This window comes from Bradyrhizobium sp. USDA 4516 (genome assembly GCF_054055915.1).
The window spans coordinates 3,772,139-3,787,496 of record NZ_JBSRXT010000001.1 but is presented as its reverse complement, the minus strand read 5'-3'; the positions used below and the strand labels follow the sequence as shown (position 1 = coordinate 3,787,496).

The following is a 15,358-nucleotide window of genomic DNA, read 5'->3' as shown; positions in this document are numbered from 1 at the left end:
CTCAGCCCTTCGAGAACGTCTTGCGTGGATCGAAGGCGTCGCGCGCGGCTTCGCCGATGAAGATCAGCAGCGACAGCATGATCGCGACCGAGAAGAATCCGGTGAGGCCGAGCCACGGCGCTTGCACGTTGGCCTTGCCCTGCGACAGCAACTCGCCGAGCGAGGGCGAGCCGGGCGGCAGGCCGAAGCCGAGGAAATCCAGCGCCGTCAACGTCATCACCGAGGACGAGACGATGAAGGGCAGGAATGTCATGGTGGCGACCATCGCGTTCGGCAGCAGATGGCGGAACATGATCACGCCGTTGGAGACGCCGAGCGCACGCGCCGCCTGGATGTATTCGAAATTGCGGCCGCGCAGGAACTCGGCGCGCACCAGGCCGACCAGCGACACCCACGAGAATAGCAGGAGGATGCCGAGCAGGATGAAGAAGCCCGGCGGCAGCACCGCCGAGATGATCAACAGCAGATAGAGCGAGGGGATCGCGGTCCAGATCTCGATCAGCCGCTGGAAGATGAGATCGGTCCAGCCGCCGAAATAGCCCTGCACGCCGCCGGCGGCGATGCCGATGATCGAGGACAGGATGGTCAGCGTCAGTCCGAACAGCACCGAGATGCGGAAGCCGTAGATCAGCCGCGCGACCACGTCGCGGCCCTGATCGTCGGTGCCGAGCCAATTGTATTCGAGGTCGCGGCAGCCGGTCAGGCCCTTCCGCTTGACCACGTCCTTGCACTGCTCTTCGGTCAACAGCCAGGTCGGCTTCGACGGCACCGCCGTCGGCGGGTCGAGGTTGCGGCTGTCGTAGGAGTAACGGATCGGCGGCCAGATCATGCTGCCGCCCTTGGCGGCGATCTGCTTCTGCAAATAGGGGTCGCGATAATCGGCCGCGGTCTCGAAGTCGCCGCCGAAGGTGGTCTCGGCATAGGTGAACACCACCGGCCAGTAGAGCCGGCCGTCATATTTGACGACCAGCGGCTTGTCGTTGGCGATGAAATTGGCAAACAGCGACGCCACGAACAGCACGAGGAAGATCCAGAACGACCAGTAGCCGCGGCGATTGGCCTTGAAGTTCTGCCAGCGTCGCTTGTTCAGCGGCGACGGCGAAAAGGCGTGGTGCGTGGCGGGCACCGTTTCGCCGAGCGGCGATTGCGTCGTGGTCTCGACCGGCTGGGGCGCGAGCATCGTCATCAGACCTCCCGCGCTTCGAAGTCGATCCTGGGATCGATCCACATATAGGCGAGATCGGAGAGCAGATTGACCACCAGTCCGACCAGCGAGAAGATGAACAACGTCCCGAACACCACCGGATAGTCGCGGTTCAACACGCTCTCGAAGCCAAGCAGGCCGAGCCCGTCGAGCGAGAAGATGGTTTCGATCAAGAGCGAGCCGGAGAAGAACGCGTGAATGAACGCGCCCGGGAAGCCTGCGATCACGATCAGCATGGCGTTGCGGAAGATGTGGCCGTACAGCACCTGGCGCTCGCTGCAACCCTTGGCGCGCGCGGTCATCACATATTGCTTGCGTATCTCGTCGAGAAACGAATTCTTGGTCAGCAGGGTCATGGTGGCGAAGGCGCCGAGCGCCATCGACACCAGCGGCAGCGTCAGGTGCCAGAAATAGTCGATAATCTTCCAGTACCAGGGGAATTGCGACCAGCCGTCCGAGGTCAGGCCGCGCAGCGGGAAGATGTTGAGGAACGAGCCGCCGGCAAACAGCACGATCAGGAGGATCGCGAACAGGAAGCCCGGGATCGCAAAGCCGATGATGATCACCGCCGAGGTCCAGGTATCGAACCGCGAGCCGTCCTGCACCGCCTTGCGGATGCCGAGCGGGATCGAGATAAGATAGGTCAGCAGCGTCATCCAGATGCCGAGCGACATCGAGACCGGCAGCTTCTCCTTGATCAACTGCAGCACGCTGACACTGCGGAAATAGCTGTTGCCGAAATCGAACCGCGCGAAATTCCAGACCATCAACGCGAACCGCTCGGGCGCCGGCTTGTCGAAGCCGAACTGCACCTCGAGCTTCTTGATGAAATCCGGGTCGAGCCCCTGCGCGCCGCGGTATTTCGAATTGATGGCCGCGCCTGCGCCCGCGCCCTGGCCGCGCTGCGCGCCGAAATCGCCGCCGCCTCCCGACACGCGCGATGTGCCGCCGGTGTCGGCGCCGTTGATCTGCGCGATGACGCGCTCGACCGGACCGCCGGGAGCAAACTGCACGACCACGAAGGAGACGAACAGGATGCCAAGCAGCGTCGGCAGCATCAGGAAGATACGTCGGGCGATATAGGCGCTCATCGGCTACTTCGCCTGCTCGAGCTTCGCGGCCTTGGCCGCATCATACCACCAGTTCTCCGGGGCGCCGACGCCCGCATATTTCGCCGGCTTCTCCAGATGCCCGAACTGGTCCCAATAGGCGACACGGTGCTTGTTAGAATACCATTGTGGCACCCAATAGCGGCCGGCACGGAAGACGCGATCGAGCGCGCGGCAGGCAAAGGTTAAGTCCGCCCGCGTCTCGGCAGCGATAGCTTTTTCGATCAATGCGTCGATCGCCGGGTTGGCAACGCCCGCCAGATTGTAGGAGCCCTTGGTGGTCGCAGCCTGGGACGAGAAGTAAGGCCTCAGGCTGTCACCCGGCGTCGCCGACATGGATATACGCTGGGTCGTCACCTCAAAATCGAAAGCCTCAACACGCGCACGATACTGCACTGCGTCGATCTGCCTGATGTTGGCATCGATGCCAAGCGGCTTGAGATTCTTGATGAAGCTGGCGTGATGCGGCTGGAAAGTCGGCTCATCTAGCAGGAACTCGATCGTAAGCGGGTCGCCGTTAGGCAATCGCCGCTTGCCATCCTTGACGACGCATCCTGCATCGTTGAGCAACTGCGTCGCCTTTCGCAGCAGTGCGCGGTCCTGTCCCGATCCATCCGACACCGGCGGCACAAAGGGCTCGCCGAACACCTCATCCGGCACTTGGCCGCGGAATGGTTCGAGCAGTTTCAATTCCTCGGGCGAAGGTAGTCCACTAGCCACCATGTCCGAATTCTGGAAAGGCGAGACGCTGCGCGCGTAAGCGTCGTACATGATGGTCTTGTTGGTCCATTCGAAATCGAAGGCATTGATTAGCGCTTCGCGAACGCGCGGGTCTTTGAACTTGTCGAGACGGGTGTTAATGAACCAACCCTGCCCACCGGACGGTGTTTCGTCCGGCAATGTCTCGCGCTTGACCCGCCCGTCCTTGATAGCCGGGAAATCGTACCGCGTCGCCCAGACACGGGACGTGAATTCCTCGCGAAACAGATAATTTTTGCCTGTGAAGCCTTCGAACGCGACATCGCGATCACGGTAGAACTCGTAGCGCACGGTGTCGAAATTGTAACTGCCGCGATTGACCGGCAAGTCGGCTGCCCACCAATCCTTGAGGCGGTTATACTCGACGTAACGATTGACCTCGAACTTGCCGACCATGTACGGCCCGGAGCCCAGCGGAACTTCGAGCGTGGACTCATCAAACTGCCGCTTCGCGTAATAGGCCTTCGAGAAGATCGGCAGACCCGCAACATAAAGCGGCACGTCGCGCGCGCGATTAGGCGCGAAGGTCACGATCACGGTGCCGTCGTCGGGCGCCTCGGCCTTCACGAAATCGCGCAGTTGCACCACGATCAACGGATGCCCCTTCTCCTTCAGCGTATTGAGCGAGAACGCGACATCCTGCGCAGTCAGCTTCGAGCCGTCGTGAAAGCGAGCCTCGGGCCGCATCGTGAAGCGGTAGGTGAGCTTGTCGGGAGAAATCGAGACCGATCTTGCGGCCAGGCCGTACATCGCGTCAGGTTCATCGCCCGCGCGTGCCATCAACGAATCGAAGGTCATCTCCATGCCCTTCGCGCCTTCACCCTTGAGGATGAACGCGTTGAACGAACTGAACGTAAAGAAGGACTGGTTGTAGGCACGGGTCGAAGGGATCATTGAGAACGCCCCGCCCTTCGGCGCCTTCGGATTGACGTAGTCGAAGATCTTGAAATCCGCCGGATATTTCAGGTCGCCGAACACCGACATGCCGTGCATCTCGGTTCCGTTGTCGGCCACCGCCGGCGCAGCACGCAAGCCTGCAGCACTCAACGCACCGATGCCGAGGCCGAGTGCGTGCCGACGGGAGAATAGCGCCATGCGCGAATCCTTGAGTTTTATGAACGCTTGAGCTTGGCCGCCTTGTCGGCGTCGTACCACCAAAGATTTGGGAATCCCGAAACAGCGTATTTCGGCAGCGGGTCGGGATGGCTGAAGCGATCCCAATAGACATAGCGCTGCTTGTCGTAATTGAAGTGTGGAACAAGATAGAAGTTCCAGAGCAAAACCCGATCCAGCGCCTTCGCGGCGGCGACCTGATCGGCGCGGCTGGTGGCGAAGATGATGCGTTCGATGATGGCATCGACCGCCGGATTCTTGATGCCGGGAAGATTGTTCGAGCCGGGCCGGTCGGCCGCCTGCGAACCGAAATTGTCGCGCTGCTCGTTGCCGGGCGAGATCGATTGTCCCCAGACCTGGGTCACCATCTCGAAATCGAAATCGCGCACCCGGTTCTGATACTGCACCGTGTCGACCGCGCGCAGATTAACGGTGATGCCGAGGCGCTCCAGGCTCGGCTTGTAGAACAGTGCGATCCGCTCCATGCCGGAATCGCCACTGTTGCCGAGGATCTCGACCGTGAACGGCTGGCCTGAGGAATCCACCAGTTTGCGGTCGCGGATCTCGAAGCCGGCTTCCTTCAACAGCCGCGTCGCCTCGCGCAGATTGGCGCGCACGTTTTCCGGCGTGCCTCCGACCGGATCCTTGTAGGGCGTCGTGAAGACTTCCGGCGGCACCTTGTCGCGTAGCGTCTCCAGGATCTCGAGCTCCTTGCCCTCCGGCAGGCCGGTCGCCATCAAATCGGGGATGCCGTCGAAATAGCTTGAATCGCGATGATAGTCGCCGGTCGAAAGCACGCGGTTCATCTCTTCGAAATCGAACGCATAGTTGAAGGCGCGGCGCAGTCTGGGGTCGGCGAATTTCGGGCGCCTCAGGTTGAACACCCAGCCCTGCATCCGGCCTTGATTGCGGACGGTGAAGAGCTCCTTGAGCAGCCGTTTCTCACGCACCGGCGGAACGTCGTAGGCCGACGCCCACTCCTTCGCGCTGCGCTCGCCGTACCAATCGAACTGGTCGGCCTTCAGCGCCTCGCGCGCGACGGTGTCGTCGCGGAAATATTCGTAGCGCAGCTCGTCGAAATTGTTCTGTCCGATCGCGATCGGAATATCCTTGCCCCAGTAGTCCTTGACGCGCTCGAGCACCACCGATCGTCCGGCAACGAACTCCTTGATCCGGTAGGGACCCGAGCCAAGCGGCGGCTCCAGCGTGCTCGCGGTGATGTCACGCTTCTTGCCCTGCGCGTCGGTGCCTTCCCACCAATGCTTGGGCAGGATGACGAGCTGACCGGTGATCATCGGCAGCTCGCGGTTGCCCGGGCTGTCGAAGGTGAACTTGATGTCGCGATCGCCGACCTTCTCGGCCTTTTCGATGTGCCGGTAGTAGGCGCTGAACATCGGGCTGTTCGCCTTCCACGCCTCGAACGAGAAGATCACGTCCTCCGGCGTGACCGGCTCGCCGTCGTGCCAGCGTGAGCCGGGCCGCAGGCGGTAGATCACGTAGGAGAAATCGTCGGGGAAGGCTGCCGCCTCGGCGAGTTCGCCGTAATACGTATCGGGCTCGTCGAGCGAGGCCTCCATCAGCGAATCGTAGATGCGGGTGACGGAAGAGGCGACCGTGCCCTTCAACCCCGCAACGACCAGGTTGAAGCTGTCATAGGTGCCGGGCTGGAACAGCCGCACCACGCCGCCCTTCGGCGCGTCCGGCTTGACGTAGTCGTAGCGCTTGAAGTCGGCGGGATATTTGATTTCGCCGTAGGTCGAGAGGCCGTGCCGCCATTTCAGCCCGTTGGGGGCTTCGTCGGCGAAGGCCGGCGTGATCGCCGACAGGCCGGGGGTGAGTCCGAGCGCCGGAGCCATTGCCGCCAGTGCGCTGCCTTGAAGGAGGTGTCGTCGGGTGATCGCCAAATTCGGTCTTCCTGCTTGCGGCCCCGCTTACATGGGACCCAATATAAGGCAACGGTTCGACAAATTACGTTGCTTTTTCCTCATGATATTGGCCCGGGAACAATATCGGTGCGGCGAAACGTCCCGATAACAACCCCGCGACAGCGGATTCCCCATGCGAAAACGGCCAGGCATTGCCTGGCCGTTTCATCCGCAGGCTTGCGCGAAGCAAATCGTTACTTCGAGGCGGTCGGGAGCGGGGCCGGGTGCTCCGAGTTCGAATTCAGATAGGCGATGATGTCGGCGCGCTCGCTGTCCTTCGGCACGCCGGCAAAGCCCATCGCGGTGCCGGGGATGAAGCCCTTCGGGTTGGTCAGGAACTTGTTGAGGTCGTCGAAGGACCATTCGCCGCCCTTGCCCTTCATCGCGGCCGAGAAATTGAAGCCACGGCCCTCGCCCTTCTTCTCGCCGACGACGCCGAACAGGTTCGGACCGACGCGGTTGGGACCGCCCTTCTCGAAGGTGTGGCAGGCCTGGCACTTCTTAGCGGCCGCGGCGCCCTTCTCGACGGAAGCGGTCTGCAGCAGCTTCTCGATCGGCTCGGATGCGGCCGAAGCGGCCTCGCCGCCACCGCCATGGGACTCTTCCTTCACAGCGATCTCAAAACCCGGCTTCTCCGGCAGCTTCGGCGCGAATTTCGCGCTGGCGGCAAAGCTCATCACCAGGACGACGATGCAGGTGCCGAGAACCGCACCGAGGATTTTGTTGAGTTCGAAGGAGTCCATTTTGGGTCAGGCTCCGGGCCTTGAATGTCGACTTCAGGCCGGGAATACGGCCGCGGGGAAAGACCTGGGAATCGGCCTTATCGCACCGCCCCAAGCAGGGTTGAGATATCGGTTTGCCCGCGCTCTGGCAACCCGTATAAACGCGCCGAACTCAACCTCCTCCCCGGCAATTTCCGCAGGCCGGACGGGCTCCGACACGAATGACCCAACCCCGTACCTTGGTGCTGATTCCGGCCCGCATGGCCGCCACTCGCCTTCCGGGAAAGCCGCTGCTCGAGATCGCCGGCCTGCCGATGATCGTCCATGTGCTGCGGCGGGCCGAGGCGGCGGGCATCGGCCGGGTTGCGGTTGCGACCGACACGGCCGAGATCGCTGCAGCGGTGAAGGCTGCGGGCGGCGAGGTCGTAATGACCCGTCCCGACCATCCGTCCGGCTCGGACCGGATTTATGAAGCGATGACGACCCTCGACCCCGACGGCCATGCCGAGATCGTGGTCAATCTGCAGGGCGATTTCCCGACCATCAGCCCCGACACCATCCGCAGCGTGATGCCGGCGCTCGACGATCCCGCAGTCGACATCTCGACCCTGGCCTCGCGCATCCATACCGAGGAGGAGGATCAGGCCCCCAGCGTCGTCAAGGCAGTCGGCTCGCCGATCGGGCCGAACCGGTTGCGCGCGCTGTATTTCACCCGCGCCACCGCGCCTTATGGCGACGGGCCGCGCTACCATCATATCGGCCTCTACGCCTACCGCCGCGCCGCGCTGGAGCGGTTCGTGGCGCTGCCGCCCTCGCCGCTGGAGCAGCAGGAAAAGCTCGAGCAACTCCGCGCGCTGGAGGCCGGGATGCGGATCGACGTCACCATCGTCGATACCGTCCCGCGCGGCGTCGACACCCCGGCCGATCTCGAAACCGCCCGCAGAATACTTTCCAAAGCCTGACCGGCTGGTAAAAGGCCACCCATGACCAAGAAGCTGAAAATCGCGTTCCAGGGCGAGCCTGGCGCCAATTCCCATATCGCGATCGTCGAGGCCTATCCCGACGCCGAGCCGATGCCCTGCCCGACCTTCGAGGACGCGCTGGCCGCGATTTCCTCGGGCGAGGCCGATCTCGGCATGATCCCGATCGAGAATTCGGTCGCCGGCCGCGTCGCCGACATCCACCATCTCTTGCCCGCTTCGGGCCTGTTCATCGTCGGCGAATGGTTCTTGCCGATCCGCCACCAGCTGATGGCGATCAAGGGCACCAAGCTCGCCGACATCAAGAGCGTGGAGAGCCATGTCCACGCGCTCGGCCAGTGCCGCCGCGTCATCCGCAAGCTCGGCATCAAGCCGATCGTCGCCGCCGACACCGCCGGCAGCGCCCGCGACATCTCCGAGCGCGGCGACAAGAGCGTGGCGGCGATCGCCTCCCGCCTCGCCGCCGACATCTACGGTCTCGACATTCTCGCCGAGGACATCGAGGACGAGGCCCACAACACCACCCGCTTCGTGGTGCTGGCGCGCGAGGCCAAATGGGCCGCGCAGGGTTCGGGGCCGCTGGTCACGACTTTCGTGTTCCGGGTGCGCAATTTGCCCGCCGCGCTGTACAAGGCGCTGGGCGGCTTTGCCACCAACGGCGTCAACATGACCAAGCTCGAAAGCTACATGGTCGACGGCAATTTCTTCGCCACGCAATTCTATGCCGATGTCGACGGTCACCCCGATGAGCGCGGCCTCGCGTTCGCGATCGAGGAATTGAAATTCTTCTCGCGCGAATTCCGCATCGTCGGCGTCTATCCCGGCCATCCGTTCCGCGCGACCTTCAGCGAGACGCAGGATTGACGCAGTCATTCCGGGGCACGCGAAGCGTGAACCCGGAATCTCGAGATTCCGGGTTCGATGCTGCGCATCGCCCCGGAATGACGGGGTCAAGCCGCCGCCGTCTTGGCAAGCCCGAACGCCTCGGCGAGCAGGCTGTACGACTTCTTCCGCGCGGCATGGTCGTAGACCGCTGATATCACCATCAGCTCGTCGGCCTGGGTCGCCGCGATCAGCGGCTCCAGCTTCGTCATCACGGTTGCGGGGCTGCCGACGAAGAGGCGGGCGCGGTTGCGCGCGATCGAGGCGCGCTCGGCGTCGGTGTAGGGATAGGCCTCTGCCTCCTCGACGCTCGGCAGCGGCAGATACTGGCCGCGGTCGCGGCGCAGCCGGTTGAGATCCATCGACAGCGCAAGCCGCTCGGCTCCAGCGTCGGTCTCCGCCGCAACAACCGCAACCGCCAGAATCGCCTGCGGCGTCGCACGCCAGTTCGACGGCTTGAAATGCGCGCGGTAGTTCGTCATCGCCGCAATTGCGTCGTGAGTGGCAAAATGATGCGCGAATGCAAAGCCCATCCCGACCTGGGCTGCGAGCTCGGCGGAATAGTCGCTCGAGCCGAGCAGCCAGATCGGCGGCAGCGGCGAATCATCCGGCATCGCCACCACATTGTTGTAGGGATGGCCGGGTGGGAAATCGCGCGTCTCCCACAAGGTCAGCTCGTGCAGCCGCTCGAGGAAATCATCGCCTTCGCGGCGATCGAGCCGGCTGCGCAGCGCGTAGGCGGTGGCGCCGTCGGTGCCGGGCGCGCGGCCGAGGCCGAGATCGATGCGGCCGGGAAACAGCGCCTCCAGCATCTTGAAGCGCTCGGCGACGACGAGCGGCGCGTGGTTGGGCAGCATCACGCCGCCGGAGCCGACACGGATATGCTCCGTCACCGCCGCGATCTGCCCGATCATCAGATCAGGCGCCGGGCTCGCGACTGAAGCGAGGTTGTGGTGCTCGGCGAGCCAGTAGCGGACGTAGCCAAGGCCATCGACATGGCGCGCCAGATCGATGCTGTTGCGGAGCGCAGCGGCCGGCCTGGTGCCGGTGGTGACGACGGACAGGTCGAGGACGGAGAGCGGAATCATGGCCGTCAACCTAGTGTGGCGCCACGAGGCGACAAAGGCCCCGGCCGCGCAGACCAGTCCCGCGGCGGAACGCCGGCGCCGGCAGCCGTCGGCTTTGGGACGATATGCAATGATTCATCATCGTACCACGCTACCCACAATCGATTTCGCTCTCCAATCAATTGCAAATCATTTCCTTTATTTATATTTTTCAATAGGTTAATGTCATTTTCGGCGAAGTCGGCGGACTGCCCACCGAACGTTCCAGATAGTCAATTTTTGCCGAATCTGCGCCACGAATGGGCAATTTCCCATATCCGATGGGCTGTTTGATCCGACGCGTTTGGCTTATCTTGGGGCCTTCATATCCAGGCCGGATGTCTGCCCTCCAGTTGCGGAGCCTTTGCGTATCATGACCGAGACCATTTCCTCCGTGCCGAACGCACCACGTGCGCCCAAAGCGCCGAAAATCTCCTTCGAGTTCTTCCCGCCGAAGACCGAGGAGATGGAGCGCAATCTCTGGGAGACCATCAATCGCCTGGCGCCGCTGACGCCGAACTTCGTCTCGGTCACCTACGGCGCCGGCGGCTCGACCCGCGAGCGCACCCATTCGACCATCACCCGCATCCTGCGCGAGACCGATCTGCTGCCGGCCGCGCATCTGACCTGCGTCAGCGCCTCGCGCGGCGAGATCGACGACATCGTCGACCGCTATCATGAGGTCGGCGTCCGTCACATCGTCGCGCTGCGCGGCGATCCGCCCGGCGGCATCGGCACGCCCTACTTCACCCATCCGGACGGCTACCAGAGTTCGGCCGAACTCGTCACCGGGATCAAGAGGCGCCACGCCGACATCGAGATCTCGGTGTCCGCCTATCCCGAGAAGCATCCGGAAGCGAAGGATTTCGATGCCGACATCGACACGCTGAAGGCCAAGGTCGACGCCGGCGCGACGCGCGCGATCACCCAGGTGTTCTTCGACAACGACCTCTACCACCGCTATGTCGACCGGGTGCGCGCGCGCGGCATCGAGATTCCGATCGTGCCGGGCATCATGCCGATGCACAATTTCAAGCAGGCGCGCAATTTCGTGACGCGCGCCGGCACCAGCGTGCCGGACTGGCTCGCCGAGAAGTTCGAGGGCCTCGACAACGACGCCGAGACCCGCAAGCTGGTTGCCGCCACCGTCGCCGCCGGCCAGGTGCAGAAGCTGTTCAAGCACGGCGTCGACACCTTCCACTTCTACACCATGAACCGCGCGGACCTCGTGTTCGCGATCAGCCACCTGCTCGGCATCCGGCCGAACGGTGCCCAGAAAGCTGCCTGACACATGTCCGTTCCCGTTTCCCCCAAGCGTAACGCTTTGCTCGCGGCTGCCCGCGAGCGCATCCTGGTGCTCGACGGCGCCATGGGCACGATGATCCAGGGCCTGCAGTTCGACGAAGCCGCGTTCCGCGGCGCGCGCTTTGCGGACTTCCACCGCGACATCAAGGGCAACAACGATCTACTGATCCTGACCCAGCCCGATGCGATCACGGACATCCACGCCGCATATCTGCGCGCCGGTGCCGACATCGTCGCGACCAACACCTTCTCCTCGACCTCGATCGCGCAGGCCGACTACGACATGTCGGACCTCGCCTATGAGCTGAACCTGCAGGGCGCCCGGCTGGCGCGCACCGCCGCCGAGCGGGTGAGCGCCGAGGACGGCAAGCCGCGCTTTGTCGCCGGCGCACTCGGCCCGACCAACCGCACCGCCTCGATCTCGCCCGACGTTTCCAATCCCGGCTATCGCGCGGTGACCTTCGACGATCTGCGCAAGGCCTATGGCGAACAGGCAAAGGGCCTGCTCGACGGCGGCGCCGATCTGCTGCTGGTCGAGACCATCTTCGACACGCTGAACGCCAAGGCGGCGCTGTACGCGATTTCCGAGATCATCGAGGAGCGCGGCATCGACGTGCCCGTGATGATTTCCGGCACCATCACCGACAAGTCCGGCCGCCTGCTCTCCGGCCAGTTGCCGGAGGCGTTCTGGCATTCGGTGCGGCACGCAAGGCCGATCACGATCGGCTTCAACTGCGCGCTCGGCGCCGAGGATCTGCGCGCGCATATCGCCGATATCGGCCGCGTCGCCGACACGCTCGTGTGTGCATACCCGAACGCCGGCCTGCCCAACGAATTCGGCCAGTATGACGAGACGCCGGACTACATGGCGCGGCTGATCGGCGAATTCGCGGCCGCCGGCCTCGTCAACATCGTCGGCGGCTGCTGCGGCACCACGCCCGACCATATCGCGGCGATCGCCAAGGCGGTCGCCCCGCACAAGCCGCGCGTGGTGCCCGAGATCGCGCCGCGGCTCAGGCTCTCCGGCCTCGAGCCGTTCACGCTGACCGACGCGATCCCGTTCGTGAATGTCGGCGAGCGCACTAACGTCACCGGCTCGGCGCGCTTCCGCAAGCTGATCACCGCCGGCGACTACACCGCCGCGCTGCAGGTCGCGCGCGACCAGGTCGAGAACGGCGCCCAGGTCATCGACGTCAACATGGACGAGGGCCTGCTCGATTCCGAAGCGGCGATGGTGACGTTCCTCAACCTCGTCGCCGCCGAGCCCGACATCGCGCGCGTGCCCGTGATGGTCGATTCCTCGAAATTCCACGTCATCGAGGCCGGCCTGAAATGCATCCAGGGCAAGCCGATCGTGAACTCGATCTCGCTCAAGGAAGGCGAGGAGAAGTTCATCCATGAGGCGACCGTCGCCAAGCGCCACGGCGCCGCCGTGGTGGTGATGGCGTTCGACGAGACCGGCCAGGCCGACACGTTCAAGCGCAAGACCGAGATCAGCAAGCGCGCCTACGACATCCTGGTCGGCCGGCTCGACTTCCCGCCCGAGGACATCATCTTCGATCCAAATATTTTTGCGATCGCGACCGGCCTCGAGGAGCACAACAATTACGGCGTCGACTTCATCGAAGCGACGCGCTGGATCCGGGCGAACCTGCCGGGCGCCCACATCTCCGGCGGCGTCTCCAACCTGTCGTTCTCGTTCCGCGGCAACGAACCGGTGCGCGAGGCGATGCACTCGGTGTTCCTGTATCACGCGATCCATGCCGGCATGGACATGGGCATCGTCAATGCCGGGCAGATGATCGTCTACGACGACATCGATCCCGAGCTGCGCCAGACCTGCGAGGACGTCATCCTCAACCGCGATCCCGGCGCCTCCGAGCGGCTCTTGGCGCTGGCCGAGAAATTCCGCGGCAAGGAGAAGCAGACCAAGGAGCAAGATCTCGCCTGGCGCGAATGGCCGGTCGAGAAGCGGCTGTCCCACGCGTTGGTGCACGGCATCACCGAGTTCATCGAGCAGGACACCGAGGCCGCCCGCCAGAACGCGTCCCGTCCGCTCGACGTCATCGAGGGGCCGCTGATGGCCGGCATGAACGTGGTCGGCGACCTGTTCGGCGACGGCAAGATGTTCCTGCCGCAGGTCGTGAAGTCGGCCCGCGTGATGAAGCAGGCGGTCGCCTATCTGATGCCGTTCATGGAGGAGGAGAAGGCCCGCAATCTCGCCAACGGCATCACCGGCGGCCGCAACGCCGCGGGCAAGATCGTGCTCGCGACGGTGAAGGGCGACGTCCACGACATCGGCAAGAACATCGTCGGCATCGTGCTCCAGTGCAACAATTTCGAGGTCATCGACCTCGGCGTCATGGTGCCTGCCAACAAGATCATCGAGACCGCGAAGGCCGAAGGCGCCGACATCATCGGCCTGTCCGGCCTGATCACGCCCTCGCTCGACGAGATGAGCTTCCTCGCCGGCGAGCTGCAACGGCAGGGCATGAACCTGCCGCTTTTGATCGGCGGCGCCACCACGAGCCGCGTGCACACCGCCGTGAAGATCGACCCGAACTATCCGGGCGGCCCGGTCGTGCACGTCAATGACGCGAGCCGTGCCGTCGGCGTTGCCTCCTCGCTGCTGTCGGCCGAGAGGAGGCAGGCCTACGCCGCCGAGGTACGCGCCGAATACGCAAAAATCTCGACGGCGCATTTCCGCGCCGCCCAGGCCGACAAGAAGCGGCTGAAGCTTGGCGAGGCCCGTGCCAACAAGGTCGCGATCGACTTTGCGGCGGCGCCGCCGAAAAAGCCGGCCTTCTTCGGGCTGAAGAGCTTCGACGCCTACGATCTTGCCGAGCTCGCCGACTACATCGACTGGACGCCGTTCTTCCAGACCTGGGAGCTGACCGGCCGCTTCCCGGCGATCCTCGACGACCCCAAGGTCGGCGAGGTCGCGCGCTCGCTCTATGCCGACGCGCGCAAGATGCTGAACACCATCATCAAGGAGAAGTGGTTCACCGCCCGCGCCACCGTCGGCTTCTGGCCGGCGAACGCCGTCGGCGACGACATCGAGGCCTATGCCGACGAGACGCGGAAGCAGAAGATCGCGACCTTCCATACGCTGCGCCAGCAGCTCGAGAAGCGCGAGGGCCGCTTCAACGCCGCGCTGTCCGACTTCATCGCGCCGAAAGAAACCGGCATCGCCGACTATATCGGCGGCTTCGTCGTCACCGCGGGGATCGGCGAGGATGCGGTCGCCGACCGCTTCAAGAACGCCAATGACGACTACTCCTCGATCCTGTGCAAGGCGCTGGCCGATCGCCTTGCCGAAGCCTTCGCCGAACGCATGCACCAGCGCGTGCGCAAGGAGTTCTGGGCCTATGCGCCCGATGAGACCTGGTCGGCGGACGAACTGATCCTCGAGAAATATGACGGCATCCGCCCGGCGCCGGGCTATCCGGCGCAGCCCGACCACACCGAGAAGCTGACGCTGTTCGCGCTGCTCGATGCCGAGAACACCGCCGGCGTGAAGCTGACCGAGAGCTTTGCGATGTGGCCGGGCTCGTCGGTCTCGGGCCTGTACTTCTCGCATCCCGAAAGCTTCTACTTCGGCGTCGGCAAGATCGAGCGCGACCAGGTCGAGGACTACGCCACGCGCAAGGCCATGACGGTCGCCGAGATCGAGCGCTGGCTGGCGCCGGTCTTGAACTACATCCCCTCGCAGGACGGCGCCAAGGGATCGGCAATCGCGCCCGCCGCAACGCCCGCCAACGACGCGGAGCTGGCCTCGCATCCGCAGGGCTGCACCTGCGCCGTGCATCTCGCCTGGCGCAAGAAGAAGGTGGGGGCTGGGTAGGCCTCCTCGACACGTGTCATCGCCGGGGTTGACCCGGCGATCCATCTTCAAAAACACTTCTGAAGATTGATGGATGCCCGGGTCAAGCCCGGGCATGACGTATTGGAGTGCCGTAGCCCGGATGCAGCGAAGCGTAATCCGGGATAGACTGCGACGGAACGACGGACCGGCCCCGGATTTCGCTTGCGCTTCATCCGGGCTTCTGTAACGGGCCTTGGTTAGTCAATCCCTTTTCGCGTCATCCACTCGCCGGGCACTTGCTTCTGTACGGGATCGGCGCGAAGGCCGTCGCCTGATGGGGTGCATTGAGGAGCCGGCCGGCCAATCTACGGATTGCGTGGTCGTGAGCCACTTCCCGGATGGCGGCCTGACCGGATCCATCGTCCCAGCGGAGGGACTTCGCTCGGGG

The 15,358-nt window shown here is 63.9% G+C and carries 10 protein-coding genes; 4 read left to right on the top strand and 6 right to left on the bottom strand.

Annotation, left to right across the window (positions count from 1 at the left end; genetic code table 11):
- Position 1: 1 nt before the first annotated feature.
- From ACVI1L_RS17430 to ACVI1L_RS17410, 5 genes are all read right to left on the bottom strand, one after another.
- Positions 2-1,186: an ABC transporter permease gene (locus tag ACVI1L_RS17430; protein ID WP_057016108.1), complete on the bottom strand. Its 1,185-nt coding sequence runs from the start codon at positions 1,184-1,186 to the stop codon at positions 2-4.
- Positions 1,186-2,295, bottom strand: coding sequence for a microcin C ABC transporter permease YejB (locus ACVI1L_RS17425; RefSeq protein WP_057016107.1), 1,110 nt, complete (start codon positions 2,293-2,295; stop codon positions 1,186-1,188). The genes ACVI1L_RS17430 and ACVI1L_RS17425 overlap by 1 nt, the downstream gene beginning before the upstream one ends.
- A gap of 3 nt (positions 2,296-2,298) precedes the next feature.
- On the bottom strand, positions 2,299-4,167 hold the full coding sequence (locus ACVI1L_RS17420) for an extracellular solute-binding protein (protein ID WP_456785562.1): 1,869 nt from the start codon (positions 4,165-4,167) through the stop codon (positions 2,299-2,301).
- A gap of 17 nt (positions 4,168-4,184) precedes the next feature.
- Complete coding sequence (locus tag ACVI1L_RS17415) at positions 4,185-6,041, bottom strand: extracellular solute-binding protein (RefSeq protein ID WP_456783359.1); 1,857 nt, start codon at positions 6,039-6,041, stop codon at positions 4,185-4,187.
- A 263-nt stretch (positions 6,042-6,304) separates the two neighbouring features.
- Entirely contained in the window at positions 6,305-6,853 is a 549-nt protein-coding gene (locus ACVI1L_RS17410; protein WP_456783358.1) for a c-type cytochrome, read from the bottom strand.
- 200 nt (positions 6,854-7,053) lie between these two features.
- Between ACVI1L_RS17410 and ACVI1L_RS17405 the strand changes: the two genes are divergently transcribed.
- Both ACVI1L_RS17405 and ACVI1L_RS17400 read left to right on the top strand, forming a co-directional pair.
- Positions 7,054-7,794 carry a 3-deoxy-manno-octulosonate cytidylyltransferase gene (locus ACVI1L_RS17405; protein WP_456783357.1) on the top strand — a complete coding sequence of 247 codons (741 nt, stop codon included), beginning with the start codon at positions 7,054-7,056 and terminating at the stop codon, positions 7,792-7,794.
- Between the two features lie 21 nt (positions 7,795-7,815).
- Positions 7,816-8,676: a prephenate dehydratase gene (locus tag ACVI1L_RS17400; RefSeq protein ID WP_456783356.1), complete on the top strand. Its 861-nt coding sequence runs from the start codon at positions 7,816-7,818 to the stop codon at positions 8,674-8,676.
- 86 nt (positions 8,677-8,762) lie between these two features.
- On the opposite strand, the gene ACVI1L_RS17395 is transcribed toward ACVI1L_RS17400, so the two are convergent.
- Positions 8,763-9,782 carry an LLM class flavin-dependent oxidoreductase gene (locus ACVI1L_RS17395; RefSeq protein WP_229190897.1) on the bottom strand — a complete coding sequence of 340 codons (1,020 nt, stop codon included), beginning with the start codon at positions 9,780-9,782 and terminating at the stop codon, positions 8,763-8,765.
- A 391-nt stretch (positions 9,783-10,173) separates the two neighbouring features.
- Here ACVI1L_RS17395 and metF point away from each other — a divergent pair, with 391 nt between their 5' ends.
- The gene (gene metF, locus ACVI1L_RS17390; RefSeq protein WP_057016102.1) at positions 10,174-11,088 is read left to right on the top strand and encodes a methylenetetrahydrofolate reductase [NAD(P)H]; all 915 of its coding nucleotides are present in this window, start codon (positions 10,174-10,176) and stop codon (positions 11,086-11,088) included.
- Positions 11,089-11,091: 3 nt separating this feature from the next.
- Positions 11,092-14,949, top strand: a complete 3,858-nt coding sequence (gene metH / locus ACVI1L_RS17385; RefSeq protein ID WP_456783355.1) for a methionine synthase — start codon at positions 11,092-11,094, stop codon at positions 14,947-14,949.
- The last annotated feature ends 409 nt before the right edge of the window (positions 14,950-15,358 follow it).

Coding starts and splice junctions, on each gene's coding strand:
- ACVI1L_RS17405 (WP_456783357.1), top strand. CDS start 7,054: ATGACCCAACCCCGTACCTTGGTGCTGATTCCGGCCCGCATGGCCGCC.
- ACVI1L_RS17400 (WP_456783356.1), top strand. CDS start 7,816: ATGACCAAGAAGCTGAAAATCGCGTTCCAGGGCGAGCCTGGCGCCAAT.
- ACVI1L_RS17430 (WP_057016108.1), bottom strand. CDS start 1,186: ATGACGATGCTCGCGCCCCAGCCGGTCGAGACCACGACGCAATCGCCG.
- ACVI1L_RS17410 (WP_456783358.1), bottom strand. CDS start 6,853: ATGGACTCCTTCGAACTCAACAAAATCCTCGGTGCGGTTCTCGGCACC.
- metH (WP_456783355.1), top strand. CDS start 11,092: ATGTCCGTTCCCGTTTCCCCCAAGCGTAACGCTTTGCTCGCGGCTGCC.
- ACVI1L_RS17425 (WP_057016107.1), bottom strand. CDS start 2,295: ATGAGCGCCTATATCGCCCGACGTATCTTCCTGATGCTGCCGACGCTG.
- metF (WP_057016102.1), top strand. CDS start 10,174: ATGACCGAGACCATTTCCTCCGTGCCGAACGCACCACGTGCGCCCAAA.
- ACVI1L_RS17420 (WP_456785562.1), bottom strand. CDS start 4,167: ATGGCGCTATTCTCCCGTCGGCACGCACTCGGCCTCGGCATCGGTGCG.
- ACVI1L_RS17395 (WP_229190897.1), bottom strand. CDS start 9,782: ATGATTCCGCTCTCCGTCCTCGACCTGTCCGTCGTCACCACCGGCACC.
- ACVI1L_RS17415 (WP_456783359.1), bottom strand. CDS start 6,041: ATGGCTCCGGCGCTCGGACTCACCCCCGGCCTGTCGGCGATCACGCCG.